The sequence below is a fragment of the Pseudomonas sp. St290 genome, assembly GCF_018325805.1.
Classification (GTDB): Bacteria; Pseudomonadota; Gammaproteobacteria; order Pseudomonadales; family Pseudomonadaceae; genus Aquipseudomonas; species Aquipseudomonas bijieensis.
The window spans coordinates 4,180,642-4,206,237 of the sequence record NZ_AP014703.1; the positions used below are offsets into that span (position 1 = coordinate 4,180,642).

Sequence of the window (25,596 nt, forward strand, 5' to 3'; positions counted from 1 at the left end):
CCTCGTCGCTCACTTTTTTGCTCGGATACCCTCATGCAATCACGCCGTCCTGCGCCCGAACAAACCACACGCCTCGCTGCGCTGCGAACATTCTGTGATAGAGCGTTGGATGACTATCCCGAGCTCAGCCACTACGACGAATTCGAGCCCGATTTCTGGGAAGGCATCGACTTGCTGCGCATCGCCGATGACTGGGTCAGGCAGCATCCCAAGGATGGGCCCAAGGCACTGGCGGATGGTTTTGTGTTCCCGACCATTTGGGACGATCTGGAGGACCGCCGCGATCAACAGCGCTATGGCCTGCAATATCGACTCTGCGATGCGTGGATCACGGCTCGCCCGGATGCCTATGCACTGGAGCAGATCGGTGCGCGACTGCAGCACATGCTGCAATATGCCTTCGAGGACAGTGACTATCCCTTGCCCACTGACGAAGATGACCCGGCCTATTACCGAAGAAGCCCGGACCAGGCCTGGGCCTTCCCCGACGTTCACGCCTGCATCAATCGCCTGAGCAATTACCCATCCACCGCGGCCTGGCAGACCTTCGCCGAATGGTTGCTGGACGGCAGCTGGAACCGCGAGCAGCCCCCTTCAGCGCCCGGTGGCGAACAAAGGAAGATCGCCGACGCGTATATCTACGTGCACAAGGAAATCCAGCGCATCGCGCTGGGCCTGCTGGAAGCGGGCCGCCTCGATTACCCGCGCTTCGTCCGGGCGGCCAACACCTGGGGCCGCGCCATGATGTTCTACTCGGACGACGCCGGGCTGGACAGCGATGATGTGGATCTGAATCGGTACGCCGATGAAGATTTCGACGAGGACGATGCAAACAACGAGGCCCCGGAAGACATCGATGATGAGTCGTCTCAGATTGATGAAATCCCCACGCAAGAACCTGCCGTCGCGCCCCCTGAACTGGCGAACTTCACCGTTCGTTATGTCGAGGACGCCCTGGCTGGATTGCCCGATAACGCCGAGAGGCTGGCTGACACCTTCCGCTCGGTAGAGGTGTATCAGACCCGTTGGTTGTTGCAGGCCCTGGCGGTCATCGAACGACTGGGCATAACGCCGGATGACTTTGACAGCTTCGGCGATACGGCCGCGGTGCTCCAATGCTTCCTGCTGCTTCAGGACTTGCCCACAAACCAATCGGCAGAACTGCTCGCGGCGTTGTCCGGCTTTTCAAGAAATACACTGCTCACCGCCCTGCCCTACGCCGGCCAAGCCAGCCGAGTGGTGCTCGACGCGCTCGGCTGGAGTGATCTGCAAGGCTTCCAGCGTGAATACCTGAACATTGCCCTGGCCCCTCGGTCCGGCTGGGGCAGCGACCTGCCCAATACGCTGGATGAAACCGTGGGTGTGGTGGACCGTTACCTGCTGGACAAGGCCCTGGCCGAAGCCGACCCAGACCACCTGCGCGAGTACCTCGCGGCACTCGAACCCTCGCACTGGGCGTTTCCCGAGACGCGTGTACTGCTCGACGCCTACCAGGGCATCGGTCGAGCGGCGCTGGAAAAGAAATTGACCCGCCACGCACAGCCGGCCATGCGCATCTATGGCTTGCTACCCGTCACAGGGCCGGATGACGTACGCCAGCGCTACCTGACGCTCAAGAAACTGCACAAAGAGGTGCGTAAATACGGCGCTCAGCGACAGGCCAACTCCCACGCAGCGGTGCAGGCAGGCCTGGAAAACCTGGCGCGTGTCGCCGGTTACCCTTCGGTGATTCGCCTGGAATGGGCCATGGAATCGGAAATCGCCGAATCCACCGTGACAGCCGCCACCATCGATGGCTATGACGTCACGCTGGAAATCGACGGCTTGTCGCCTACGTTGCACATCTGCAAAGGCGCAAAGGCGCTCAAGACCGCACCGCCCGCGATTCGCAAAAACGCAGACTTCATCGCGCTCAAAGCGCAGCAAACCCAGCTCAAGGAACAGATCGCCCGCTTCTGCCGCACCCTGGAAGCAATGATGAGCAGCGGCGAAAGCCTGGCTCTGGACGAGCTGAAGCAGCTGTTGAAAATGCCTGCGGTTCGCCTGCTGCTCGAACAGCTGATCATGCAAGCCGACGACGCTGCGCTGGGCTGGCTCGATAGCGCAACGCTGACGGTGACTGACCTTGAAGGCCGCCAATACATCGCTGAAAAAAATCTGCGTATTGCTCACCCTTTTCATCTGTTCACGGCAGGACAACTGTCGGCCTGGCAGAAAGAAGTGGTCACCCACCGCCGCGTGCAGCCGTTCAAACAGGCCTTTCGCGAGTTGTACCTGCTGACACCTGTCGAGCGAGACACTGGCTTGTGGTCCAACCGATTTGCCGGCCACCGCCTGAAAGGCAAAGTAGCCACTCGGTTGCTGCAGGTCCGCAACTGGTCGACCTCAAGCGTCGAGGACATCTATTACGAGAGCAAAGAGCACGGCATCCATGCCATGTTCAACTTTCTGGATACCGGCCATTACCTCTCGGAAACAGAACACTTTACCTTCGACACGATCGTGTTCTACCGCAACCAGCAAGCCATACCCCTTGAGCACGTACCGCCGCTGCTGTTTTCGGAGGTCATGCGTGACGCCGACCTGCTGGTCTCCGTAGCCCACGCCGCAGACGGCTACAGCACCAGCCACGAAACCCTGCAACGACGCGCCGAACTGGTCGGCGAGTTGATTCAGGGTCTGGGGTTACGAAACGTCAGATGCGAAGGGCATTTTCTGCACATTACCGGCCAGCGGGCGAACTACCGCATTCATCTGGGCAGCGCAGCCATCCATATCGAACCCGGCAACTACCTGTGTATCGTGCCCGTCGGCAGCAGCTCTACGGAGTTCTACCTGCCGTTCGCCGACACCGACAAGAAAATGGCCGAAGTGCTGAGCAAGATGTTTCTGCTGCTGGACGACCTGAACATCACCGACAGCCTGATACTGGAGCAGATACAGCGCGGCGGCTGATGTTGGCCTTCGCCGCTGCGCTGTCGCCTGAGAAACCGAAAGATCGAAGGTTAGTCTTGACTCACAGGGACTGGTAGCCAGAGGTCTGGACATGGCAGGACAGCTACGAGCGTTCGTTGTCAGTGAAGACCAAATGAAACAGGCATTTGCATTGCTGCGGTAAATCTCCTTGTGAGTCGCCCCCGGATCGGCCAATCGCGCAGTCAGGCAACCGAAAAAGAGTTCATTGCCAGTCAGCGTTGGCGGATCCCACTCGGTGAAGTTCGATACGGATAAGAAACGGCGAACCCACAAGACCCCGAGTCATGCACGCCGACCATGAGGTGCTGTTTATGGCATGGACGCCAGCGACACACTCATGCTCCGGACAGTTTTCGAAATCTCACTGCACGGTCGACGCTGTTGACCATTTGGGATGCCGCATGGATCGTCAAAGGGTGCTGGGTAAAACCCGGTCTTGGCGTAATGTAGCCAGCCATTTCACGCGCAACCGCAAGCTGCTGGTCCGTCCCTTGGGCGAGCAAAGCGATAACCAGGTTTTCCAGAGCAATCACACGAACACGAAGATGAACCAACTCGGCATTCGACAATTCTGGAATCTCATTAGTCCCTTGGATGGGGAACGCTTTTGCTGCGTCCTCAGTGTCCCATTTCGAAAGCGTCATCTGGAGTTGTTGTGTAACAACCGAAGAGGGGGTCTTGTCTTTAGGCATCAGAGGATTCTCCAAAGAGAAGGCGAATGGTGAAGGCTCAAGCCATCATCAGCCTTTGATCCACTCCAGCAACACGCCGGGCAACAAGGCGTATTGACGTGCGCCGAATACCGCATCACATCTGGCTCTGCGCAACATCGATGGGAATATCGAGTATGAACGTCGCGCCCTGCCCGACCCCGTCGCATTGCCTGCAGTAGCGATGAGCATAGCCTCAAGGTGCCCGCTTCGCGCGCGGCCATGGAGGATTTCAACCAACGGAGCGACCGGCAAGGTCACATCGGCTACGACACCTTGGTGGGCGAGCGCGGCATCAGGCATACAGGAGCGCCGCAGCCAAGGGCGGGTCAGGCGCCGCCTGGCGTGACATGCCCGAGCGCTTCGGTCCATTGAAATCAAAAGGGTGTCCGTTATTGAAGCAGGAATGGACGTTTTTAGCGGACATCAAGGACAACGTGAACTTCGCCTCGCCGGCTCCCTGGCGATCTGCGCGATCAACGCTACAACTCCATCCAATAAAAAAGCCCGAGCTGATTCGTCCCGTAGCTGCCCGTGCTCTATCTTGCTGGTCACATTACCGATCACGATCTGCGGATAGGCGACCTGCAGCGCCTGGATCGCCCAGAGCGTTTCATTGAGCTGTTGATGCGCACGCACTCCGCCCGTGAACGCCGGCGATGCAGTGAAACTCAGTACCGGACAGCCTTGCAGCGCCGATTTCCCATGAGGACGGGACAACCAGTCCAGCGCATTTTTCAACACACCGGACATACCGTGGTTGTACTCCGGCGAGCCGATCAAAACCCCATCGGCCGCCGCCACGGCGGCTCGCAAGGCAATCACGGCCTGGGGTGCATGAGCACCATCGTCATCCTCGTTATACGGCGGAATATCGTTCAATCCATAGCGCGTCAACCGGACATGCTCAGGCAGTCGTTCGGCCACCGTGCGCAGGATCGCCGTATGCGCCGACTGCCGGCGCAGGCTGCCGGACAAGCCCAGGATGTTTATCGTTGCGGTCATTTAGATACTCACGGTCTGTGGCTTGGGCTTGAGAAGAAAATGTGCGAGCGCGGGCACCAGGATCAACGCCCCCACCATGTTCCAGACGAACATGAAGCCCAGCAAAATGCCCATGTCGGCCTGGAACTTGATCGGCGACAGCACCCAGGTGGTCACGGCCACGCCCAAGGTAATCCCGGTCATCACCACCACCTTGCCGGTGGACAACAGCGCCAGGTAATAGGCATCCGACAGGCTTGAACCATTGCGCAGGTTGGCAAGCGTCACGCTCAGGATGTAGAGCGCGTAATCCACGCCGATGCCCACCCCCAAGGCGATCACCGGTAGGGTCGCCACTTTTACGCCAATGTTGAGCCCCACCATCAAGGCTTCGCACAGCACGGAGGTGAGCATCAACGGCAACACCGTACAGACCACCGCACGCCAGGACCTGAACGTGATGAAGCACAGGGCAATGACCGCCGCGTACACCATGAACAACATCTGCACGTTCGAACGCTTCACGACGATGTTGGTGGCCGCCTCGATACCGGCGTTACCCGCCGCGTTCAGGAATTGAATCTGATCGCTGTCATGGTCGGCCGCGAACTGTTCGACCGTCTGCACCACGCGGGTGAGCGTATCGGCCTTGTGGTCGGTCAGGTAGACATACACGGTCAGCAGATCGCAGTTCTGGTTGAACAACTCTCGCGGTGCGCGAGTGATGATCGCGTTCAATAGCCCTTGGTTACGGGGGATCTCATACCAGGTCATGCTGCCTTCGTTCATGCCGGCGGCAGCCTGTTTGCTCAACGCCGCCAGGGAGGTGGTGGAGACCACGCCCGGCAACTGTTGCAACTGCGCCTCCAGTGCGTCCACCGTGACCAACGTCTGGTAATTGGCGCAGAAGTACTGCGGGGTCTTGACCATCACCACGTACTTGTCGCTACTGGCGGAGAAGTTGCTGACCATGAAGCGGTTGTCGGTGTTGTAGCGCGATTCGGGACGCAATTCCGGCGCTCCGGGATTCAAGTCGCCGATCTTGACGTGAAGACTGATGGCAAAACCCACCGCCCCCAGCACCACACCAATAAAGATCGCGCCAGTGGCCCATTTGCGTTCGGTGAAGCGATCCAGGAAGGCCCAGAACGGATGCCGTGCATGATGGGCGTCCAACCTGGAAAACCGGTCGTTGGCCGCTTCCCGTTGCGCCGCCATTTTGCTCACGCCGGTGTATGACAACAGGATCGGCAGCAAAATCAGGTTGGTAAAAATCAGCGTCAGCACACCGACGGTCGCGGTAACGGCCAGGTCCTGGATCACCGGGATCTTGATGATCATCAACACCGCAAAGCCCACGGCGTCCGCCACCAGCGCCATCAAGCCGGTCAGAAACAACCGGCGAAAGGTGAAGCGCGCCGCCACCAGTTTGTCGGCACCGCGCCCGATGTCTTGCATGATGCCGTTCATCTTCTGGGCGCCATGGCTCAAGCCGATGGCAAACACCAGGAACGGAACCAGGATGGAATACGGATCCAGGTCAAACCCCAGGGTCGGCAGCAAACCCAACAACCAGACCACCGCGATGATCGAACACAGCAGTACCAGCACTGTGCTGCGCGCACAACGGGTGTACCAGAACAACACGAGCCCGCAGATCACCAGGGTCGCAGCGAAGAACAGCTGCATCTGCCGCATGCCGTCCATCAAGTCCCCCACGACCTTGGCGAAACCGGTGATGTGAATCTGGATGTTCTGGTTTTCGTACTTGGTCCGAATCTGTTCGAGTCGGTTTGACAGTGCGTTGTAATCCAGTGGGGTGCCGTCATCCGAGGTACTTTCCTGAAGCGGCAGGAGCACGATGCTGGACTTGAAATTGGAGGCCACGAGCCGCCCCACCTCGCCCGACCGTTCGATATTCTGCTGCACCTGTTCCAGGCTATTGGCCGAGCCATTGTAATCGTCCGGAATGACCGGCCCGCCATCGAAGCCCTCCTCGGTCACTCCGATCCAGCGCGTGGCCGGCGTCCACAGGGACTTCATGTAGGAGCGGTCGACACCAGGGAGCAAAAACACTTCGTCGTTGATCTTCTTGACCGTCTCCAGGTATTCGGCACTGAAAATGCTGCCCTGCCTGGCTTCGATCGCAATCCGCAATGTGTTGCCGCCCTCCCCCAACTGACTGCGGTTTTGCAGATAGTTCTGCACATAGGGGTGATCCGTGGGGATCATTTTTTCAAAGGCGGCATTGAGCTTCAGACTCAACGCCTGATAGCCGAGCACCAGGCTGAGGAGCACACAGATACCTAAGACAATGCTGCGATGATTGAACAACAGCCGCTCGACCAGGGTTCCGGAAGCAGGATCAAAAGCAGGTGATGCAAGTGCAGGCGAGTGTTCGGCAGAGTGCGTAAAACTGTTCATTGTGACGGCTCCGACGATTGCACTTTTATGGCGGACGACAGCATGCCGCGCGTGCTGCTGATGATCAGCTCACCGTTCGCCGCTTGCGTCATGCCTGTGAAGTAGCGAGATTGAGGGATCGCAAGGACAGCGGCCTGTGTGTCGCCATCGGCAAAACGCAGCACCCGGCCCGACTCGTCCGCCAGCAAGACCGAGCCATCATCAAGACGCAGGCCGCTGGTCAACGTCACCGGTTGCAAGGTGTCGAGACGCTTCCAGGTCTCGCCGCGATCCCGGGACTCGAAAGCCTTGCCACGCAGGCCGAACGCCAGGATCGAATGGTTGTCGGTCGCGGCAAGACCGAAGATCGTTCCCTCATAAGGAGACGCCAGCGCCTCGAAGGTCTGGCCTGCGTCACTGGAACGCAGCAACGTCCCCTGCTCGCCCGCCATGAAGACATCGGCACCTATCCGCGCGATGCCGTAGAGATGCAATCCGTTTGGATTATCGACATGGGAACGAATGGACTGCCAACTGAGCCCGCCGTCATGGGTGACGAAAGCCAAGCCATAGGCCCCCACCACCCAACCGTTTTGCGCGTCCAGGAAAAGCAGGTCGAGCAAAGGTTTATCCGGCCCTTCATCCATCAATTGCTGAGCTTGGGACAGACGCTCCGGAGCCTGTTCTCCGGAGTCGCGCTGGGCTTGCTTGAGTTCGATTTCGGCGGCCTGAACACCGTCGAGCTGTTTATCCCAGGTCAATCCGCCATCCGAGCTGTGCAGGACAACTCCGGCATGCCCCACCGCCCAGCCCTGGCTGTCATCGATGAAGTGCACCTTTACCAGCGTCACGCTGACCGGCGAGCCGACTTGCTGCCAGGTCGCTCCGTTGTCATCCGAGACAATGATGAAACCTCGCTCACCCACGGCCACCAACCGTTGCCCCGCTCGGGCAACACTGAGCATGACCGATTGCGTTGCCATCGCACTATGGATCGCCGGTTGCAGCAACAACCCAGTCGTTTGCGCTACGGCGTTTGGGCCATAACACGTCGTCGCCATCCAAAGGCTGGCAATGAAAACCCTGATGGGGCCTGAATAAAAAGTAGGCATGTCTGAACCTCGATGATGCCGCTCCTCGGAAGCGATGGCCGTGCACCGCCGCCAGGAACCAAACGTATTAATCAGCTGTTGCGAGGCTCAGCGAACCGATCCGGATGCCACTGAAGTGCCGGTGAAAAAGTTTTCGGGTTTGCGCGGTATCACGCTATAGGTTTCGCCATTAAGGCTCTGGACGACACTGTAGGTCTTGGCCTGCAGGTTGTAGATCACCACAGGCTTGACCACCACCGCAGGAATGGACGGCACCACGAATGGCAGCACCTGGGAGACACGCCACAGTTTGCCGTCGGCGTCGTAGCCATCGACCAGCGAGATGGTCCAGCTGTCTTCGTCGATGAAGAATCTACGCTTGGGCACGGCGTGGCGTTTGCCCGGGGCAACCGTGGCTTCCAACTCCCAGACGCGGTGCAGTTCCCAGCGCACTTTGTCCGCATTGAGGTGGTTGGCGGTAAAGGCATCGTCACGTTTCTCGGCGTGGAACTTGTTGTCGTTGTAAGGGATGTACAGTTCTTTCTTGCCCACCAGTTTCCAGTCGTAGCGATCCGGATGGCCGATGAAGCCGTGCACCTCATCGAAATAGTTGGCGCCTGAAGCGACGAAGTCCGGGGTGTCATAACCCACGGTTGGCGCACGCCGCACACGACGTTGGCCGACCAGGTACTGCCAGGCCTCCCGAGGCTCCTGGGCGCTGATGCTGTCATGGGTCACCAGCGATTCCCCGGCCTTGAACGGTGGCTCGCTGGTCAGGAACCGCAGCAACGCATACTGCCCGGACCATTTATTCGCAGCGCCGTCCTTGTAGTAGTACGGGTATTGCCAGTTCTCCACGCCCCGGCTGGCCAACGTCCGAGTCCCGTCGGCGTTGCCGATGACGTTGGCATAACCCATCTGTATGGATTCGGCTTCGACCCGCAGCAGGAAATTCCAGATCACCTCGTTGCCGTTTTTCGGGATCGGGAACGGGATACCGCCGTAGCAGCCCTCTACCGACAGGCCATTGCTGGTGGTCTTGCAGTTAGTGGCGTTGGCGAAGGTGTTTTGATAGACGCTGTCCGGTGCCGCAGCGCTGCGGTGAGTCGGGTAGACATCGAGGTGGAAGGTGTCGGGGAATTTGGCCAACAGGGCTTTGGTACCGTCACTCAACTTGTCGGCGTACTGCGCAGCGTTCTTGGCGGTGATCTGCAACAGCGGTTTTTCGCCAGGGAACGGATCGGCAGGTACATCGCCGAACTTGGCCCCGGCGACATCCTTGGTCAAGCCGCCGGTCCAGGCCGGGATGGAACCATCGGCGTTGCCGGCTTTTTCGGCCCCCATGGGCGTCAGCGTGGTCTTGAGCTTCGCCGCCTCGTCGGGACTGACCGCCGCCAGCGCGGTACCGATAGACAGGGAGATCGACAGAGTGGACAGCAACAGCAGTTTAATTTTTATCATTATCAGGGCCCGCCTGTTCTTTGCTTAAAAGGTTCGCTGGATCGAAAACGCCACGAAGTCCCGGTCTTTCATGTTTTGCTGGTAGGTGAACGAATTGGCTGAATTGATGACTGGCCCGGCCTCACCGAAGAAGTTGGTGTAGCTCAGCGAGGCGTACCACTGCTTCTTGTAATCGGCCTTGAGACCCAACGTCAGGTCGCCGCCATGTTCCGGACCAAACGCCTGGGGCGTGACGGAAGAACGCCCGGACGGGTTGTAGCCAATGGTGATCGGTGCTTGTACGTCGATGCCCGGAAACACCTGGAAGTACTGCGGTTCAAACGTGAAGCGCATCCCGAACGCATCGCGCGTGGTGTTGGGGTCCAGTTGGTCGGCGTTTTTGGTCACGCTCAACCGTCGGTTGAAAGCCAGTTCACCCAGCAGGGAAGCGCCGTCCCACAGCGCGGATCCGCCGTAGACATTGATCATCGATACCTGGGCATGCCAAGACCGACCGATGGGGTACGCGGGGTTGGAATCGTTGTCGGCGTCCATTCCGGTGATGATGGTGCCGCCGACGCCTGCCAGGGGGGTGTCGACCCTGATCGAGGTTTCACCGGCGATGTTTGCCTCTCCAACCTGAGTACTGAAACTGGCACCGAAAACTTTCACGTCCTCGGGATAGACATTGATGAATGAGTCATCGGCACCCGGCACCAGCGCGGCCGGGCGGAAGTAAAACACCGGCGTCTTCTCGTGGTACTTCGCGGCGTAGAGACCGAACTCCCAATCCTCGACGGCAAATTTCACCTGCGCACCAAATTGCCCGGAGTCCCTCGCTTCCTTGTCTTTTCCGTGACGCAACTCGCCGGTGGGAAAGAAAACCCGCTCGCCTCCCTCACCGACAAAATCCGAACCGCTGAAATAGCTGCCCGCCGCAGGCAACCGCGTCTTGTTCCATTCGAATTGGTAGTAGGCCCCCACGCTCACGGTGTCGTTCAGTTGCCAGTTGCCGGACACCTGCTTGGTGGGCATCAGGATTTCTTTGAACTGAGAACCGGGGACTGACTGAAGCTTCACCAAATCCACGGTGGACTGGGCGTTGGCAATACCGTTGGCACCGAAGAACAGGCTTTCGCCGTAGATCTGCGTGAACTGCCCGAGCCGCCCGGACAACGAGGTCGTGCCGATTTCCGTCGAACCATAGACAAAAGCATCGAGGATTTCAGTGCGTTGACCGTGGATCCGGCGGGTGTCACTGGTGAATTCGTCATGGTCGACACTCACCGAGTTGGCGGTGCCCGGCGAATCGTTGTCATTGTCCTGGCTGTAGACGTTGTCGTACCAGGAGGCCGCACTGAGGCGCGCACCGACGTCTTTGTACTTGATGTCGAATTCGGAAAGGATGTCCAGGCGATTGGAAATGAGCCCGCGATCGAAATTTCGATCGCCATCGTCCAGGTTGGGGTTGCTGTTGGAGGTCCCGGGGCCGACCGCCACCTTGTGATCGAGTTTGTTCACGCGCCAGGCGTTGCTGTACTTGATGGTGTTATCCCACGTCGCCGAAAGATCGGGGTTGCCGGTGTCGATCTGGAAGGCTTGCGCCTGGGTTGAAACACTCAGCAGCACCGTTGCGCTGACTGCGCAAGCAAGACTGGAGACCGGCAACGGGCAGAACCGCTGGTTGGCTGTTTTCATGGAGATGTTCCTGTTTTTTTGTTTTTGTAAAAGGTCATCCACTCGCAGCATTGGCCGCGAATACCACTGGCACGATTTTTGTGCTCAAAATAATATTTACTGCACTTAAACCAACTTTGTGCACAAAACCTATCCCTGCATAAATTCAAAGTCAAGCGGATAATCAGCCTTTGCACTAAACTCTGTTTTGCGCATAAAATCCGTTTGGTGCAAATTTCAGGACGACCCCGACCATGATTCCCTCCCCCAGCATTCCGCTGATCGATGTCGCGTTGACGAAGATGAAAAAAGCGATTGTCTGTTGTGAGCTGGCCCCTGGCGAAAAGCTCAAGGTCGCGGAGCTGTCTAAGACCTACGGACTCAGCAGCTCGCCGATTCGCGAAGCCCTCAATCGACTGACCCAGGATGGCGTGGTCGAAGCCAGCGATAACAAGGGCTTCAGGGTCGCCCCCATTTCCGTCACTGATTTTCGCGACATCACGCGCATGCGCTGTCTGCTGGAGTGCGAGGCGTTGGCCGATGCTATCGAGCATGGCGACGATGCCTGGGAGGCCAATGTGCTGGGGGCCTTTCACCGCCTGAATCTGGTGGAGAAAAAACTCGGAAGCGGTGTGCTGGTGCTCGATGATGAATGGTCGACCCGGCACAAGGCCTTTCACTTCGCCCTGTTCGCGGCGTGCCCATCACCGTTGTTGTTGAAGATGATCGACTCGCTGTTTGATCGGGCCGAACGCTACCGGCGCTTTTCCGCCCAGCAGCGGGTCACCCAGAGGCACAAGGGCAACGAGCATCAGAAGTTGATGGAGGCGGCCCTGACTCGCGACAGCGAGAAAGCCGTGACTTTATTGCGCAATCACATTCAGGAAACCCTGGGCCGGATCGTCGAAGCCATAGAGCGCCGACAAGCCACGCTCCAATAAGCCTTGCGACACATAAAAAGCCCTTCGCCTGGCACTGTTTTCGTGGACCGTGCCAAGCGAAGGACGTGTTGCCTGTCAGGCTTTAAGCCTGTGCGAACCTGATCGTCTTATCGCAAACGCCGCCCTGGGCCGGTGTGGGTTTCTGCGGCGGCTTGCACCACAGCGCAAGCTCCATGCCCTCGAGCAACTCCATCGCCCAAGCCACCGTGACCGCTGCGCCATACACGTAGTGATCAGGCCGCACGATCACCACATTGCACCCTCGTTGTTCCAGCCATTGTGCCAACAGCCCATCGACTTCCTGATACTCATCGCCAGCGCGGGCGCCTGATTGCTCAGGGTTGACCAACCGCACAACATGAATAGGCAGGCCTTTAAGCGACTGACTGCTGCGCAGGCATCTCAACAACGCACTGGCATCGAACCCAGGGGCGATGACCACACGAAATGCCTGGCCGGTAAACTCATCGAGCAAAGCCTGCTTGCCTGCATGGTTGATCACCATTGGTTGGGGAAACAGCTCTCCGGCCGGCGAGACTTGCGCGATAAACCCCTGGGACAGACCGGGTATCAGCGATTGCCGGATGGTTCCGCCCGGGTTCTCCTTCATATGCTCGATCAGCCGTGCGTCCCGCTTCGCGGCTCTTTCGCTGTCGCGCTCGCAGATCACACCGCCGAATTCCTTGGCCGCCAGGGTGGTCTGGCGTACATGAGGGATACGCTCGAGCTGATACGTCTCCAGGAAATCCGGAGCGGCCAACCCTTCTTTCACCAGCGCGATTTTCCAGACCAGGTTCAAGGCATCGCGAATCCCCTGGCACATACCTTGTGCCAGAAATGGCGGCGTCATATGAGCCGCATCCCCGAGGAAGAACACCCGGTCGGCTTTCCATTGCTCCAGGATCAACGCGTGGAATCGGTACGCCGAGGCTCGCCACAACTGGTAATCATCCTCGGGCAACCAGCGGGCAATCAGCTTCTTGATCATTTCAGGCTGAGAGATTTCCGACGGCTGCTCGTCCGGATTGATCATGAACTCCCAGCGACGATGTCGCCCGGGGCCGACGACAAAGGTGCACGGCCTGGCCAATTCGCAGAACTGTACATTGGTCTTCGGCAGATGCTCCCCTGCCCCTTCGTTCAGGATCACGTCGACCACCAGCCACGGCTCGTCGAATGCCAGGTCGTCCATCTTCAACCCCAGGCGGGTGCGGATCGGGCTGGTGCCACCATCGCACGCCAACACATGGGCCGCCGTGACCACGCGTTCGGTCCCGTCCTTCGCCTGGATGCGCACATCCACCTGGGACTCGGCGGAGTCGACCGACAGCACCTCGGAACCCAGCTCAACGGTGACCGACTTGAAGCCGGCAATTTTTTCGCGCAGTGCGCGTTCCACCGGTGGCTGGGAAAACACATAGTTAGGCGCCCAACCCAGTGGAAAAGGCGGCTGGGCCGCGTCAATACGCTTGATCAACTGTGAACCGGTCGTGCGGTATTCCGAGGGGCGGTACGGCATGACATGTTCGGCAATGTTGTCAGCCAGGCCGATATTACCGAAAACGCGCATCACTTCATGGTCAAAGCCCATGGCCCGAGGGTTGGCATAGACCGTTTCGGACTTCTCCACCACCAGGGCATTGAGCCCCCACAGACCGGCGAGATTGGCGCACAAGGCGCCCACCGGTCCCATTCCAACAATGATGACATCGTAGTCCATCGTCTACTCCGCTTCTTGTAGTTGTCGATTGCGAGTGCTGGTTGATGCCGATAGGTACTCCTGCTCATCAACCAGGCTTCATCTGTACCGGGCGGAACGGATTGCTGACCTGCTCCCGGAACGATCAGGCGATTCGGACCCGCTGCTCCTCAATTCTCGCGCGAATGGAATCCATCCATTGCTCGCGCGTCTGGAACCCTGGACGGCGCCTACACATCGCCTCGGTCTGGGCCAGAATGACCTCGGTCGGCAGCTCGAGATCCAGCGGCTCCTTGCACGGCTGAGCGGTATAGAACGGTGTATCGACATACATTTCGACGGGGTTGCCTTCAGGGTCCTTGAAGTAAATCGACCAGGCATTCCCGTGATCCACTTGGCCAATGCCTTCAATGCCGCTTATTTTGGCGAATTGGTAGTAGGCCTTCAGGTCATCCAGCGAATTGAGCAGGAACGACAGTTGATTGATCGGGTTGAATGGCAGGTCAACAGGCTTGCCGTCAAAGAGCACGACCTGATGATGCAGCTCCGGATTCTGCGTCATGAAGAACAGGCGATGCCCGGTCGAGGCCACGCCTTTATCGCTGACGATGAAACCCAGGACGCGGCAGTAAAAGTCGACCATCCGATCCAGGTCTGAGCAGAACACGCCGGAATGGGTGAAATTGATAGTGGGTAACGCGGGCATGTGGAACCTCCAGTTTTTATGATTGTGTAGAGGACAACGCTCAGGCTTCGTCAATGACGCCGTTCGATAGGGTCCCGATTTCAGTAATGACCACTTCGAACACATCGCCGGGTTTCAGGAAAATCGGCGGTTTGCGCTTGAAGCCGATCCCGCTCGGCGTGCCGGTTGCCAGGATGTCGCCCGGGTTCCATGGCAGCGCCTTGGACACGTAGGAGATCAAATGCGGAATGTCGAAAGCCAATTCCGAGAGGCTGCCTTCCTGCAGTTGCTCACCGTTGAGAACGCCCCGCACCACCAGCGTACGGTAATCGGAAATTTCCGATGCTGGAATGATCCAGGGGCCCAGTGCACCCGTTTTCCTGAACGTCTTGCCCATGCCGTACTGGTGCGTATGGAACTGCCAATCCCGCACGCTGGCATCGTTGAAGCAGGTGTAGCCCGCCACATGGTCCATGGCATCGGCCGGATCGATGTGCGCGCCACCTTTACCAATGACTACCGCCAGTTCAGCTTCGAAGTCGAATTGCTCTGACACTTTTGGCCTGACCAGTGGTTCGCCGTGGGGCAATAGCGTTTCGGCAAATCGCTGGAAGATCACCGGAAACTCCCCGACTTTCCTGCCGGCCTCCTCAGCATGAGCCACATAGTTGATACCCACGCAGATCACCTTGCCAGGATTGGGTATGACGGCCTCCAGTTGAACACTGGAAAACGAGTAATCGGGTTGAACGGTCTCGACGATCTTGCGCGCCTCCTGTACCAGCAGTCGATTGGCCAGAAAGGAGGCGAGATCCGGAACCTGCGCAAAACGATGGGTCAGCTCGACCACACCCTCACCTGACACAGCGCCAAAATGGGCCTTCCCTTCTTTGCGGTACGAAATCAGCTTCATGTTTCTCTCCTATTTTTATGCACAAAAACTAATTTCTTGCACCATACATCATTAAATGCATAATGCAAAAGGTCGCGAAAAAAAATAACGAGCCCCGTGAGGCTCCTGGTTCTGGAGGCAAGCATGTCGCTGGTGATGGTTCGTAAGATCAAACTGGACGTCGAAGAAATATTCCACGAGGGAGGCCCGCGTGCTTCAGCCCCGCTGCGCATTGCGGTCGCCACCGCCGTGGTCGCCAACCCCTACGCCGGCAGGTATGAAGAAGACCTGCTGCCGTTCATGCAGGAACTCAGGGGATTAGGCGCGCAACTGTCGGAGCAATTGATCCATGCACTGGGCGGTGCCGCGCAGGTGCAGGCTTATGGCAAGGGCGCGATCGTCGGTGAAGACGGCGAACTGGAACACGGCGCGGTCTGGCACGAAGCCGGTGGCTGGGCCATGCGTGAAGCACTGGGCAACCCCAAGGCGATCGTTCCAGCGAGCAAGACTATCGGTGGCCCTGGTTGCCGGGTGATGATTCCGCTGGGGCATATCCAGGCAGCTTATGTGCGCAGTCATTTTGGTGTCGCGGAGATGACGGTATGGGACGGCCCCCGTCGCAGCGAAATCGCTTTCGGCCTGGCCATGGCTACAGGCGGCAGGATCCATTCGCGACTGGGCGGTCTGGCGGTCGCCGACGTGAGAGGTGAAGACGGGTTACGTTGATGCCGAGGTTTTGAAGTGTCGCTCCACGGATTACGCACTACGACAAAAATAATATGAGTATCGGAGAACATAATGACTGCAAAAACGATGCGCGCCGCACGCCTGTATGAAGGTGGCAAACCCATGGTCATCGAGCAGTTGCCCGTACCGGGAATTCGTCCAACTGAAGTGCTCGTCAAGATCAAGGCATGCGGGATCGTCCCCAATCTCCACAATATCCTGACAAATTGGGTCAAGTGGTTCCCGCAAAATCCCCTGCCAAAACTGCCGGCGACTTTCGGCCTCGACCCCACGGGCGTCGTCGAGGCAGTAGGCGAACAGGTCTACGACTTCAAGGTTGGTGACCGGGTCTACGTCAATCCGGGCCGCCACTGTGGTTCCTGCCGAGCCTGTCGTGCGGGCAATACCATTGCCTGCACGGCCTACACCTTCAATGGCTATTTCGGCTTCACGCCAAAAAGCCCGCGCATGTTCGAAGACTATCCCTACGGTGGCCTTTGCGAGTACATCCCTGCGCCGCAATACAGCCTGGTGAAACTGCCCGAGAACCTCAGTTTCGAGACTGCCGCGCGACTGGGCTACCTGGGTACCGCCTACAAGGCAATGCTCAAGGCCAATGTCGGGCCTGGCACCACCCTGCTGATCAATGGCATCAGCGGCACGCTCGGCGTGGGCGCCGTAGCGCTGGCGCTAGCGATGGGCGTTCGCAAGATCCTCGGCACGGCTCGAAACCAGGAACTCTTCCAGCGGGTAAAAGACCTCGCCGCACCAGGCCGGATTGAAATTCACACGTTGGGCACGATCCCCACCCATGAATGGGTCAATGAAGTTACCCACGGTGAAGGCGTCGATGTGGTTATCGATGCCCTGGGCCCAGGGGCACCACACGAGACCTTGACCCAAGCCCTCAAGTCCATCCACCGCGGCGGGCATCTGGTCAATATCGGCGCTATTGCAGGCGAGGTCCCCATCGATCTGCACTGGATCATGGACAACGACATCCAGATCAGCGGTTCGGCCTGGTTCACCACAGGACAAGGACAAGCCATGGCGGACATGGTGGAGTCCGGGGCGCTGGATCTTTCCTTCTTCGAAAACACGGCCTTTAGCCTGGAAGACGTCAACGGCGCAATCACCGGCATTGAAAATCGTCACGGCGGCTTCAGTAACTACGTCATCTGCCCCTGACATCAACCAGATAGGCTCAACACAAGGGCGGGCACGCTGATGCCCGCCACTGAATTCAGGGAATGCCATGAAAATTAGAAGAGTCGTCACCGGCCTCGATACCATGGGCCAATCCGTATTCATCAGTGATGATACTGCGCCGCGGTCCTGTTCCTTTGACTCCATTCCCGGCCACGCCATGGCGCACTTGTGGTCCACCGCAGCGCAGCCCCAAATCCTGAACGCGCAGCAAGACCCTACGCTTGAGCACCCGTCCTTGGTACCTGGCCCAGGGGAAACCTGCCTGGCGATCTATGACCTCCCTCCAGATACCGTGATGCACAACCCGACCGATGTCGGACAGATGGTAGAAGAACTCGGCAGCGCCCTACCCGGCCTATTCGACTGCTTCGAGCCGGAGCATCCAGGCATGCATACGACGCCTACCATCGACTACGGCATCCTGCTTCAGGGCGAGCTCTGGTTGGAGCTGGACAATGGCGAGCAGAAACGGATCCAGCCTGGTGATGTCGTCATCCAACAAGGAACCCGTCACGCCTGGCGTAACAAAAGCGATCAGGTCGCCCGTGCACTGTTTGTGATGGTCGGTGTGAAACGCGACTAATCAACATTTTTTCCCAAACGCTGAATCTAGGATGTCTACATGACCCTGCGTCACATTGCAGTGATTGGTGCCGGCACGATGGGCAGTGGAATTACCCAAACCTGTGCGGTAGCCGGCCACACGTTATTGCTCATCGATATCAATGAGCAGGCGCTCGATCGAGGCCTGCAAATCTTGCATAAAAACCTGGATCGGCAAGTTGAAAAAGGGACACTTAGTCACGAGCAAGCCACTGAGGCCCTGCAACGTATCCAAACCTCGATTCACTACACCGGCCTGAATGAAATGGACCTGGTGATCGAAGCGGCAACAGAAGACTTGGCACTCAAACGCAAGATTCTGCAGCAGATTGACGTCCATGCTCGCCTGGATTGCCTGATCGCCAGTAACACGTCGTCGCTTTCGATTACAGAACTGGCGGCGAGCATCAAGCACCCGGAACGCTTCATGGGGATTCACTTCTTCAACCCGGTGCCCATCATGGGCCTGGTGGAGTTGATCCGTGGCTTACAGACCAGCGACGCGACCTGCTCCACCGCCCAGGCACTGGTCGAACAGTTGGGCAAGACCGCAATCCACACGCAGAACCGCCCGGGCTTCATCGTCAACCGAATCCTCATTCCAATGATCAATGAAGCGATCTTCGTCCTTCAGGAAAATGGCGATGCCCAAGCAATCGACGCCAGCATGCGCCTGGGCTGCAACCAACCGATCGGGCCGCTCGCATTGGCCGATCTGATTGGCCTGGATACCGTGCTGGGAATCCTGGACAACCTGCAAACAGGTTTTGGCGACCCGAAATACCGACCTGCCCCGCTGCTCAAAGAGATGGTCGCCGCGGGCTTGCTAGGCAAAAAATCAGGACGTGGTTTTCATGTCTACACCTGAAGCTCGCAGCGGGTATGACACGATCCGTGAACGGGCCCTGGAGCTTTTTGTCAGCAAGGGGTTTGGACAGGTCAGCATGCGCGAACTGGCACGTCACGTGGGTATCGCCCCCGGCTCGCTATACAACCATTTCCCCAGCAAACAAGCCCTGCTGTTCGACCTGATCGAAGAGTTCTACGAAGAACTCCACCTGTTGGTTCAGCAACCTGTACAGCGACGACGAACAGCAGCCCCCCGCCCACTGTCGAAGCTGATCGTCGACCACCTGCGCCTGCACCGCGAGCGGCCTCTGCACTTTCGGCTGGCGTTACAGGGTTTTGCCTATCTTGACACCGCTCAGAAGCAACGCATCATCCTCAAACGCGTCAGATATGAGCGCGCGTTTCTGCACGCGGTGTTCAGCGATGCGTTCAGTGCGCATGAAATAGGTACGGCAGCGGGGCATGTCATCACACGGTTTCTCAATTGCCTGCCGGGTTGGCTTGAGGAGCGCCCATTGACTGATGAGGCTTATACCCACTTGGTCGAGCGGTTGATAAGGGGGGCTGTGCAGGAGTGTTCGGCACAATAGCCTGTTCATTGTCAGCATGCGCGAGGTCGACATCTACTGGCAGTGCGGCATTAGGCTCAAGCCGGACTGGAAACAGCCAGTTTGAGCCCAAACGCGACAAAAACACCGCCCGTGAGCCGATCAAGTGCCTTCAGGGCCGCTGGGCGCTTCAGGAAATTGCTCAGCGACACCGTAGCCGCTACCAGGATGCCGAACCAGGCCAGCGTCAACAGTACGTGTAACGCCGCAAGGAAGAATGAATAGCTGGCAACGCTCGAAAATTAGCCACTAGAAGTTTGGTCAAACGTTCTGTGTGGCCCGTCAGCCGAGCAGCGGGCAGCGCTTGAGCCATCTCACCACGGGTTGCACCAGGCTCGACAGCCTCAGCAGGCACGCTCGGATTTGAATTAGTTACGCCCGGCCATGACTCCACCGTCGACGTCCCAGACTGCACCTGTGACCCAACTGGCCTTTTCGGACAACAGGAAGGCGACCACCTCCGCCACCTCCTCAGGGGTACCCACCCGTCCGATTGGGTGAAAACTGTTGAAGCCCTGCAGCGCGGAATGAACCTCGGCTTTAGGAATGAACCCTTCGTAGATAGGGGTCTGCACCACCGCAGGCGAGACGGCATTGACGCGGATATGCTTGGACGCAAGCTCCATCGCCAAGTGCTGAGTCAGCGAATGCAAGCCAGCTTTCGCCATCGAATAGGCGGAAGACGGGGTTGCGGCTATGGCCTGCTTGCCCCACATGGAACCGATATTGACGACGGCGCCGGGGTTCCCCTTGGCGACGAGGTTGGCGGCGACTTTTTGCGTGATGAAGAAGGTGGCCCTGTTCAGTTGCATGTACTGATCGTAGTCGGCGTCTTGATGCTCCAGAAAAGGCTTGGGGAAAAATACCCCCGCCGCGTTCACCAGAAGATCGACGTCAGCGTGATGCTGATCAATTTCCTGCAGCAGCGTCGCCAGGTCTTGGACATCGGTCAGATTGGCTGTCAGCGCGCTCACTTGGCCAAATGCTGCCAGCACCTGACGAGCCTGCTCGGTTTTCTGCGCACGGCTACCCACGATAACGACACTACCGCCTTGCTGTAATACCAATCGAGCGGTTTCCAAGCCCATACCACTGGTGCCACCGACGACCAATAATTTCTTTCCAGCAAATTGATTGCTCATTTGAATACTCCAGATATTGATTGAGACTGGCTAGAAAACCGAGAACCGGCTTTCAGCCTTTAAATGCGATTTTTAACCGTGTAATGCACGATGCGCTGCTTAGGTACGAGCGAATTATTGGCCTCTATCAATAGCGGAACAAACGAGATAAAGTGTCAACACGATAAAGAAAAAGTTTACTGTTATGGCAGCACCCGTTCATCTCAATGCCCTGAAGGCTTTTGAAGCCAGCGCCCGGCACCAAAGCTTTTCTGCGGCGGCTAAGGAGTTGAACGTCACCCCAGCAGCGGTGGGCCAACTGGTCCGCACTCTTGAGCAGTGGTTAGGCACCCCCCTGTTTCATCGAGGCTCCAGCGGAAAGACACGGTTGGTCACCACGCAAGCGGCGGAGCGTGCGCTTCCCGACATTCAGGCCGGTTTCGAGCGCCTTGCGCTGGGGCTGGAACGGATGAGGGAGACATCGCCCAGCGGGGTTCTGACAGTCACGGTCAGCCCCGCCTTTGCTGCCAAATGGTTATTGCCACGCATCGAGCGCTTCCACGCCGCTTGTCCAGATACTGACGTACGACTTGATACACAGCTCAAAGCGGTAGATTTCTTGACCCAAAGAATCGATATCGGCGTGAGGTATGGTGCCGGCCACTGGCCTGGCCTGATCGCAGAAAAACTCATGGACGAGGACATCTATCCTGTTTGCTCGCCTCAGTTGATAGACACACCGGACCGGTTGAAGAACTTGGCCGAACTGGCGAATGAAACCCTGATTCATGATCTTTCAATGGACGGGCAAGCCGGATTTACAACTTGGGCAACCTGGTTGGAATCGGTTGGCATGAAAGACGTGTCGACACAGCGAGGGATGAAGATCAACAACAGCGCAGCGGTGCTTCAAGCGGCAGTCGATGGACAAGGGGTCGCACTCGCGCGCAGCGTCATGGCCCGAGATGATCTGGCAGCCGGCAGGTTGATCCGCTTGTTTGCGGACATTCAATTTGTCTCTCCATTGGCCTACCACGTGGTCTATCGCTCGGAATGTGCAAGCCTGCCGAGATTGAAAGCTTTTCGAGACTGGTTGTTTGAGGAGGCTCGCACCTGATCCAAGGTCGTTGGAGACGCCCCGTCCCAATCGACACTGTTTTTTCATACAGCCTGGGTCGAAAGCTGTCTGTAAAGATGATGCACAAAAAGGCCACTCATCTGAGTGGCCTTTTTTTGAATCTTGGAGCGGGAAACGAGACTCACCTCTGGTTCTGCGCAACATCGATGGGAATATCGAGAATGAACGTCGCGCCCTGCCCGGCCCCGTCGCTACGCACGGTCAAGCTGCCACCCATTTCCTGCGCGGCCAGCGCGCAGCTGTGCAGGCCGAAACCGTGGCCGTCTTTGCGCGTCGTGAAGCCATGGGAAAAGATACGCGCCAGGTGCTCTGGCGCAATCCCATTGCCGTTGTCGGCCACCGTGATACGCAATGCTGGCCCGTCGACGAGAGAGGCACTGAACGTGATGCTGGGGCTGCGATCGATCACGCCGTCCAACGCCTGCTTGGCATTGTTGATCAGGTTCACCAGAATCAGCAGCATCCGATGCCGGTCCAGCGCCAGCAGGGGCAAGTCGGCAATGTCCTTGACCACCGTCACCTCCTGGCGCGCCAGTAATCCAGCACTCATGCGCAAGGCATCGTCGATTAACTCCGGGACCGGCACTGTCTCGACAATACTGACAGCAACGGCATAGGACTGCTGGGCAGCGACAATGGTTTTGATGTGGTCAATGCCCTTGGTGAGTTGCTCGAGTTCTTCGATGATGCTCAGTTGCTCTGCGCTCACCACCTCCGCCAGCTTGAGCAGATAGCCGGGCAGCATCTTTCCTTTGTGGTCTGTGGTGAGAAAATCGGCCAGGTCATGGATGTGTTCGTTCATCAGTTGAGCCACCTTGCCCAACCCCTGGGCTTTGGAGGTGCGCATCTGGCTGCTGACCAGTTCTGCCGATACGTTCACGCTGTTGAGAACGTTGCCGACGTTGTGCAGCACAGTCGTGGCGATTTCGGCCATGCCCGCCTGACGGGATTTTGCATGCAGCTCGGTTTGCACCTGGCTCATGCGTAGCGCCGCGCGAACGCGGGCCTTGAGTTCCAGCGGCGAGAAGGGTTTGGCGATATAGTCATCGGCGCCACTCTCCAGCCCGGAAACACAGGCCTCGCTGCCGCCTCGGGCGGTCAACAAGATCACGGGTAAATGGGCGAAACCGGCGCTGGCTTTGATTCTGGCTGTCAGGCCAAAGCCGTCGAGCCGCGGCATCATCACATCCGAGAGGACGACATCGATGGGGCGACGCTGCAGGAGTGCCCAGGCCTGCTCTCCATCAACTGCGGTGGCGACGATGTAGTCGTTGTGCAAAAGTTCGCGCAGGTAGCTCAGCATTTCCGGGCTGTCGTCTACCACCAGCACTCTGGATTGCGCGGCGTGTTCCGGGGGCTGCCCGTCTGCGCTGTCCATCGAAGCTCGGTCGTTGCCACTGCCATGGCGGCCGTCATCGAAACGCAGGTGGCGCTGCTCGGTCGTGCTCGTTGCGTTCGCAGACGATCGCTCGTGCATAGCGCTGGCTTCGGTCGACACGGTGTCTTGCTCAGCCCCCAGCGGAAGTCGAACAAAGAAGCACGAACCCCGTCCGAGCTCGCTGTTGACGCCGACTTCGCCCCCCATCAGTTTGACCAGATCCTTGACCAGGGCGAGACCGATGCCTGTGCCGCTGTAGTGGCGCGTGGCGGAATTATCGATCTGGGAAAAACGCTGGAACAACAGCGGCAGTTTGTCTGGGGCAATGCCAATCCCGGAGTCTTGCACCGCGAGTTCAAATCGCTCGCCATCAAGCGCAGTGACGGCCAGGTGCACAGTGCCGCCAGCGGGGGTGAACTTGATGGCATTGCTCACCAGGTTGAGGAGAATCTTCTCGAAGTGTCGGGGGTCCAGGAACACCGTGCCAAGCGCGGGATCGATGCTGCAGGTCAAGGTGCAGCCTTTGCCCTCGGCCACCATGGCGGCATCCTCGGCCAGCACACCCACCACCCTGCTCAAGTCCATTGGCGTTGGACACAACTCAAACTTGCCCGCTTCGGCCTTGGAGAAATCGAGGATGTCGTTCACCCGGTTCATCAAGCGCAGTGCGTTGCGTTGGGCGCGGTCGATTTGCACATGCCAGTCTGCCGGTGGTGTGGTCGCCGCCGAGAGCTGCTCCAGGGGTGCAAGAATGAGGGTCAGGGGGGTGCGCAGTTCGTGGCTGACCGTGGCAACGAAATCGCTCTTTGCCTGGTTAGCCGTATCGGCCTGGTTGCGCGCCTGAATAAGCTCGACGGCCTGCGCCTCCAGCACCTCGGTCTGATGGTGCAGCGTGTCGGTCCGTTCGGCGACCATTCTTTCCAAAGAGGCCTGGACTTGCTGTCGCTCGGCTTCGGCCTCGGCTTCCAGCACCCGGATGCGCAGGGCATTCTCCTGGAACACCCGTACCGCACGGGTCATGATCCCAATCTCGTCGCCGCGTCCGGCGCTGGCGACTTCGGCGTTCAGGTCGCCGGCCGCAAGCCGGCGCATAACCGAGGCCAGGGCCACGATGGGCTGCGCGACAAACCGCGACGTGCTCCAGGCGATGGCGCCAGCCAGCAGGATGGCGACGGTACCCGCGATCACCGTCGCAAGCATGCCGCGATCATTGTGAACCAAGGCCTCGGAGCGCGCTTCACCCGCGAAGCGCGCCACCAACAGGCCGGCGCTGCGTGCCTCGTTGCGAACCTGATCGCGCGCGCCACTCAAGGCGTTGCTCGCCTGATGGAACCTGGCGAATGCCGCCCGGTAGCCGGCAATCTGATCGTAGACCGTCAGGGGCGTAGCCTTGGTTTGCAGCCCTACGGACGAAGGGAGAACCCGAGAGAGACGGGAGAGCTCGTCCAGGATGGTGCCGACAGAGCTGGCGACCTCGGCCGACGGTGACAGGCGAAACGACAAGGTCTGCGCCTCCAAAGTGGCAACGCGCTCGGCGAAACGCTTGGACAGCGCGGCTGCATTTTGCAGCAAACCGGTGGCGGCCTGAATGTCGTTTGCGTCATGGGCAACGTGCTCGCCCACTTCATCCAACATCGCCTCGAGGCGCCCGGCCGCATCCCCGACGGCGGCGAGATGCCGCAAAGCCTCACCGCCCCGGAGCTTGGGCGCCTCGCCAAGGTGCTCGACCGCCAGGCTGGCAGCAGCGACCGCCGTCGCCAATTGCTCCAGGGTCTCCACCTCCTGCGGCGCCCCCATCAACTCGCGCAATTGCTCGACCACGGGCGGCAGTGCCGCGCTGGCGTTCCGCGCCGCGGTGGCGGCCGCCCCATCACCGCTCACCAGCATCTTGGCCACATTGGCGGTGATGATCCTTTCGCTGTTGCGCAGGATATCCAGGATGCGGTGGGCGCTTTCGATGTTGCTTACTCGCGCCTTGTGGTCGGCGGCGCGGGAATCAATCTCCTTCAGCCCGTCAGCGATGCCCTGTTCGACGAGGATCGTCGCCTCTCGCATCCGGCCGTAGTGGGCTGTCATGTTCTCCGTTTCGCCATCCATGGTCAGGGTCGCCGCCCGCAAGGCGGCGATCGCCGCGGCGAGCCTCTGCAGACTGCCCTTGAGCGATTGCGCCTCTGCCACTGGAATGGCGGTGAGGCCGACGATAGCCGTCGCCACCATGCCTTCGGCCTGGGACAGGCTTTCCTGGTCGCGGGTGGCGATGAAGTTTTCCACCCGCCCGGTGGCCCCATTGACCGAGGCCAGAATTTCCGCGGAATGGCTGGCGGAATCCACCGCACGTACCATGCCTCGCAGGCCGTAGAGGTTTACGAGCGATACCGCCAGCATCAGGAACACCAGCGCGGCGACCGCCAGACCAATTTTGACGGCAATGGGCCTGTCCCTGACTGGCTTGAATGTCAACATCGC

The 25,596-nt window shown here is 58.7% G+C and carries 19 protein-coding genes and 4 pseudogenes; 9 read left to right on the plus strand and 14 right to left on the minus strand.

From position 1 onward, the window contains the following. Nucleotides 1-33: 33 nt before the first annotated feature. Nucleotides 34-2,955: a DUF4132 domain-containing protein gene (locus tag PBDP_RS18095; RefSeq protein WP_212801102.1), complete on the plus strand. Its 2,922-nt coding sequence runs from the start codon at nt 34-36 to the stop codon at nt 2,953-2,955. 58 nt (nt 2,956-3,013) lie between these two features. Next, nucleotides 3,014-3,118 (plus strand): annotated as a pseudogene (locus PBDP_RS29965) (hypothetical protein); the annotation flags it as partial. A 193-nt stretch (nt 3,119-3,311) separates the two neighbouring features. On the opposite strand, the gene PBDP_RS18105 reads toward PBDP_RS29965, so the two are convergent. From PBDP_RS18105 to PBDP_RS18130, 6 genes are all read right to left on the minus strand, one after another. After that, the gene (locus PBDP_RS18105) at nt 3,312-3,668 is read right to left on the minus strand and encodes a hypothetical protein (RefSeq protein ID WP_212801103.1); all 357 of its coding nucleotides are present in this window, start codon (nt 3,666-3,668) and stop codon (nt 3,312-3,314) included. A gap of 444 nt (nt 3,669-4,112) precedes the next feature. Further along, entirely contained in the window at nt 4,113-4,691 is a 579-nt protein-coding gene (locus tag PBDP_RS18110; RefSeq protein ID WP_109753296.1) for an NADPH-dependent FMN reductase, read from the minus strand. Beyond that, nucleotides 4,692-7,094, minus strand: a complete 2,403-nt coding sequence (locus PBDP_RS18115) for an efflux RND transporter permease subunit (RefSeq protein WP_109753297.1) — start codon at nt 7,092-7,094, stop codon at nt 4,692-4,694. Then, nucleotides 7,091-8,056 carry a WD40/YVTN/BNR-like repeat-containing protein gene (locus PBDP_RS18120; RefSeq protein WP_249411804.1) on the minus strand — a complete coding sequence of 322 codons (966 nt, stop codon included), beginning with the start codon at nt 8,054-8,056 and terminating at the stop codon, nt 7,091-7,093. Before PBDP_RS18120 ends, PBDP_RS18115 begins: the two co-directional genes overlap by 4 nt. Nucleotides 8,057-8,272: 216 nt before the next feature. Then, nucleotides 8,273-9,625, minus strand: coding sequence for a DUF1329 domain-containing protein (locus PBDP_RS18125; protein ID WP_109753299.1), 1,353 nt, complete (start codon nt 9,623-9,625; stop codon nt 8,273-8,275). A 24-nt stretch (nt 9,626-9,649) separates the two neighbouring features. Next, entirely contained in the window at nt 9,650-11,302 is a 1,653-nt protein-coding gene (locus PBDP_RS18130) for a DUF1302 domain-containing protein (RefSeq protein ID WP_109753300.1), read from the minus strand. Between the two features lie 233 nt (nt 11,303-11,535). Here PBDP_RS18130 and PBDP_RS18135 point away from each other — a divergent pair, with 233 nt between their 5' ends. Beyond that, the gene (locus tag PBDP_RS18135; RefSeq protein ID WP_109753301.1) at nt 11,536-12,222 is read left to right on the plus strand and encodes a GntR family transcriptional regulator; all 687 of its coding nucleotides are present in this window, start codon (nt 11,536-11,538) and stop codon (nt 12,220-12,222) included. Nucleotides 12,223-12,304: 82 nt separating this feature from the next. Here PBDP_RS18135 and PBDP_RS18140 read toward each other — a convergent pair whose 3' ends face one another. The 3 genes from PBDP_RS18140 to PBDP_RS18150 all read right to left on the minus strand — a co-directional run bounded on the left by PBDP_RS18140 (nt 12,305) and on the right by PBDP_RS18150 (nt 15,519). Continuing rightward, nucleotides 12,305-13,942: a bifunctional 3-(3-hydroxy-phenyl)propionate/3-hydroxycinnamic acid hydroxylase gene (locus tag PBDP_RS18140; RefSeq protein WP_109753302.1), complete on the minus strand. Its 1,638-nt coding sequence runs from the start codon at nt 13,940-13,942 to the stop codon at nt 12,305-12,307. Nucleotides 13,943-14,066: 124 nt separating this feature from the next. Continuing rightward, nucleotides 14,067-14,627: a VOC family protein gene (locus PBDP_RS18145; protein WP_109753303.1), complete on the minus strand. Its 561-nt coding sequence runs from the start codon at nt 14,625-14,627 to the stop codon at nt 14,067-14,069. Between the two features lie 40 nt (nt 14,628-14,667). Continuing rightward, nucleotides 14,668-15,519: a fumarylacetoacetate hydrolase family protein gene (locus PBDP_RS18150; protein ID WP_109753304.1), complete on the minus strand. Its 852-nt coding sequence runs from the start codon at nt 15,517-15,519 to the stop codon at nt 14,668-14,670. 123 nt (nt 15,520-15,642) lie between these two features. Between PBDP_RS18150 and PBDP_RS18155 the strand changes: the two genes are divergently transcribed. The 5 genes from PBDP_RS18155 to PBDP_RS18175 all read left to right on the plus strand — a co-directional run bounded on the left by PBDP_RS18155 (nt 15,643) and on the right by PBDP_RS18175 (nt 19,475). Next, the gene (locus PBDP_RS18155; RefSeq protein ID WP_109753305.1) at nt 15,643-16,224 is read left to right on the plus strand and encodes an amino acid synthesis family protein; all 582 of its coding nucleotides are present in this window, start codon (nt 15,643-15,645) and stop codon (nt 16,222-16,224) included. Nucleotides 16,225-16,296: 72 nt separating this feature from the next. Then, nucleotides 16,297-17,412 carry an alcohol dehydrogenase catalytic domain-containing protein gene (locus tag PBDP_RS18160; RefSeq protein WP_212801104.1) on the plus strand — a complete coding sequence of 372 codons (1,116 nt, stop codon included), beginning with the start codon at nt 16,297-16,299 and terminating at the stop codon, nt 17,410-17,412. A 67-nt stretch (nt 17,413-17,479) separates the two neighbouring features. Continuing rightward, entirely contained in the window at nt 17,480-18,016 is a 537-nt protein-coding gene (locus tag PBDP_RS18165; protein ID WP_109753307.1) for a cupin domain-containing protein, read from the plus strand. 39 nt (nt 18,017-18,055) lie between these two features. Next, on the plus strand, nt 18,056-18,904 hold the full coding sequence (locus PBDP_RS18170; RefSeq protein WP_109753308.1) for a 3-hydroxybutyryl-CoA dehydrogenase: 849 nt from the start codon (nt 18,056-18,058) through the stop codon (nt 18,902-18,904). After that, complete coding sequence (locus PBDP_RS18175) at nt 18,891-19,475, plus strand: TetR/AcrR family transcriptional regulator (RefSeq protein ID WP_109753309.1); 585 nt, start codon at nt 18,891-18,893, stop codon at nt 19,473-19,475. Before PBDP_RS18170 ends, PBDP_RS18175 begins: the two co-directional genes overlap by 14 nt. Nucleotides 19,476-19,531: 56 nt before the next feature. Here PBDP_RS18175 and PBDP_RS18180 read toward each other — a convergent pair. Continuing rightward, a pseudogene (locus PBDP_RS18180) lies at nt 19,532-19,699 on the minus strand (LysE family translocator); the annotation flags it as partial. 162 nt (nt 19,700-19,861) lie between these two features. Beyond that, nucleotides 19,862-20,635, minus strand: a complete 774-nt coding sequence (locus PBDP_RS18185) for an SDR family NAD(P)-dependent oxidoreductase (RefSeq protein WP_109753310.1) — start codon at nt 20,633-20,635, stop codon at nt 19,862-19,864. Nucleotides 20,636-20,819: 184 nt separating this feature from the next. Here PBDP_RS18185 and gcvA point away from each other — a divergent pair, with 184 nt between their 5' ends. Continuing rightward, a complete protein-coding gene (gcvA, locus tag PBDP_RS18190) occupies nt 20,820-21,731 on the plus strand; it encodes a transcriptional regulator GcvA (RefSeq protein ID WP_109753311.1) in 912 nt (303 codons plus the stop codon). 142 nt (nt 21,732-21,873) lie between these two features. Here the strand turns inward: gcvA and PBDP_RS30360 are convergent, their stop codons facing one another. The 3 genes and pseudogenes from PBDP_RS30360 to PBDP_RS30370 all read right to left on the minus strand — a co-directional run. Continuing rightward, the gene (locus PBDP_RS30360) at nt 21,874-22,734 is read right to left on the minus strand and encodes a sensor histidine kinase (protein WP_502936878.1); all 861 of its coding nucleotides are present in this window, start codon (nt 22,732-22,734) and stop codon (nt 21,874-21,876) included. Further along, nucleotides 22,735-23,229 (minus strand): annotated as a pseudogene (locus PBDP_RS30365) (response regulator transcription factor); the annotation flags it as partial. It lies immediately after the preceding gene. A 51-nt stretch (nt 23,230-23,280) separates the two neighbouring features. Then, a pseudogene (locus tag PBDP_RS30370) lies at nt 23,281-25,593 on the minus strand (sensor histidine kinase); the annotation flags it as partial. Between the last annotated feature and the right edge of the window lie 3 nt (nt 25,594-25,596).

Bases quoted from the DNA above. Each gene is read 5' to 3' on its own strand.
- PBDP_RS18110 (WP_109753296.1), bottom strand. From the start codon at position 4,691: ATGACCGCAACGATAAACATCCTGGGCTTGTCCGGCAGCCTGCGCCGG.
- PBDP_RS18160 (WP_212801104.1), top strand. From the start codon at position 16,297: ATGACTGCAAAAACGATGCGCGCCGCACGCCTGTATGAAGGTGGCAAA.
- PBDP_RS18095 (WP_212801102.1), top strand. From the start codon at position 34: ATGCAATCACGCCGTCCTGCGCCCGAACAAACCACACGCCTCGCTGCG.
- gcvA (WP_109753311.1), top strand. From the start codon at position 20,820: ATGGCAGCACCCGTTCATCTCAATGCCCTGAAGGCTTTTGAAGCCAGC.
- PBDP_RS18115 (WP_109753297.1), bottom strand. From the start codon at position 7,094: ATGAACAGTTTTACGCACTCTGCCGAACACTCGCCTGCACTTGCATCA.
- PBDP_RS18175 (WP_109753309.1), top strand. From the start codon at position 18,891: ATGTCTACACCTGAAGCTCGCAGCGGGTATGACACGATCCGTGAACGG.
- PBDP_RS18150 (WP_109753304.1), bottom strand. From the start codon at position 15,519: ATGAAGCTGATTTCGTACCGCAAAGAAGGGAAGGCCCATTTTGGCGCT.
- PBDP_RS18135 (WP_109753301.1), top strand. From the start codon at position 11,536: ATGATTCCCTCCCCCAGCATTCCGCTGATCGATGTCGCGTTGACGAAG.
- PBDP_RS18120 (WP_249411804.1), bottom strand. From the start codon at position 8,056: ATGGCAACGCAATCGGTCATGCTCAGTGTTGCCCGAGCGGGGCAACGG.
- PBDP_RS18125 (WP_109753299.1), bottom strand. From the start codon at position 9,625: ATGATAAAAATTAAACTGCTGTTGCTGTCCACTCTGTCGATCTCCCTG.
- PBDP_RS18155 (WP_109753305.1), top strand. From the start codon at position 15,643: ATGTCGCTGGTGATGGTTCGTAAGATCAAACTGGACGTCGAAGAAATA.
- PBDP_RS18130 (WP_109753300.1), bottom strand. From the start codon at position 11,302: ATGAAAACAGCCAACCAGCGGTTCTGCCCGTTGCCGGTCTCCAGTCTT.
- PBDP_RS18165 (WP_109753307.1), top strand. From the start codon at position 17,480: ATGAAAATTAGAAGAGTCGTCACCGGCCTCGATACCATGGGCCAATCC.
- PBDP_RS18145 (WP_109753303.1), bottom strand. From the start codon at position 14,627: ATGCCCGCGTTACCCACTATCAATTTCACCCATTCCGGCGTGTTCTGC.
- PBDP_RS18170 (WP_109753308.1), top strand. From the start codon at position 18,056: ATGACCCTGCGTCACATTGCAGTGATTGGTGCCGGCACGATGGGCAGT.
- PBDP_RS18105 (WP_212801103.1), bottom strand. From the start codon at position 3,668: ATGCCTAAAGACAAGACCCCCTCTTCGGTTGTTACACAACAACTCCAG.
- PBDP_RS18185 (WP_109753310.1), bottom strand. From the start codon at position 20,635: ATGAGCAATCAATTTGCTGGAAAGAAATTATTGGTCGTCGGTGGCACC.
- PBDP_RS30360 (WP_502936878.1), bottom strand. From the start codon at position 22,734: ATGAGCCAGGTGCAAACCGAGCTGCATGCAAAATCCCGTCAGGCGGGC.
- PBDP_RS18140 (WP_109753302.1), bottom strand. From the start codon at position 13,942: ATGGACTACGATGTCATCATTGTTGGAATGGGACCGGTGGGCGCCTTG.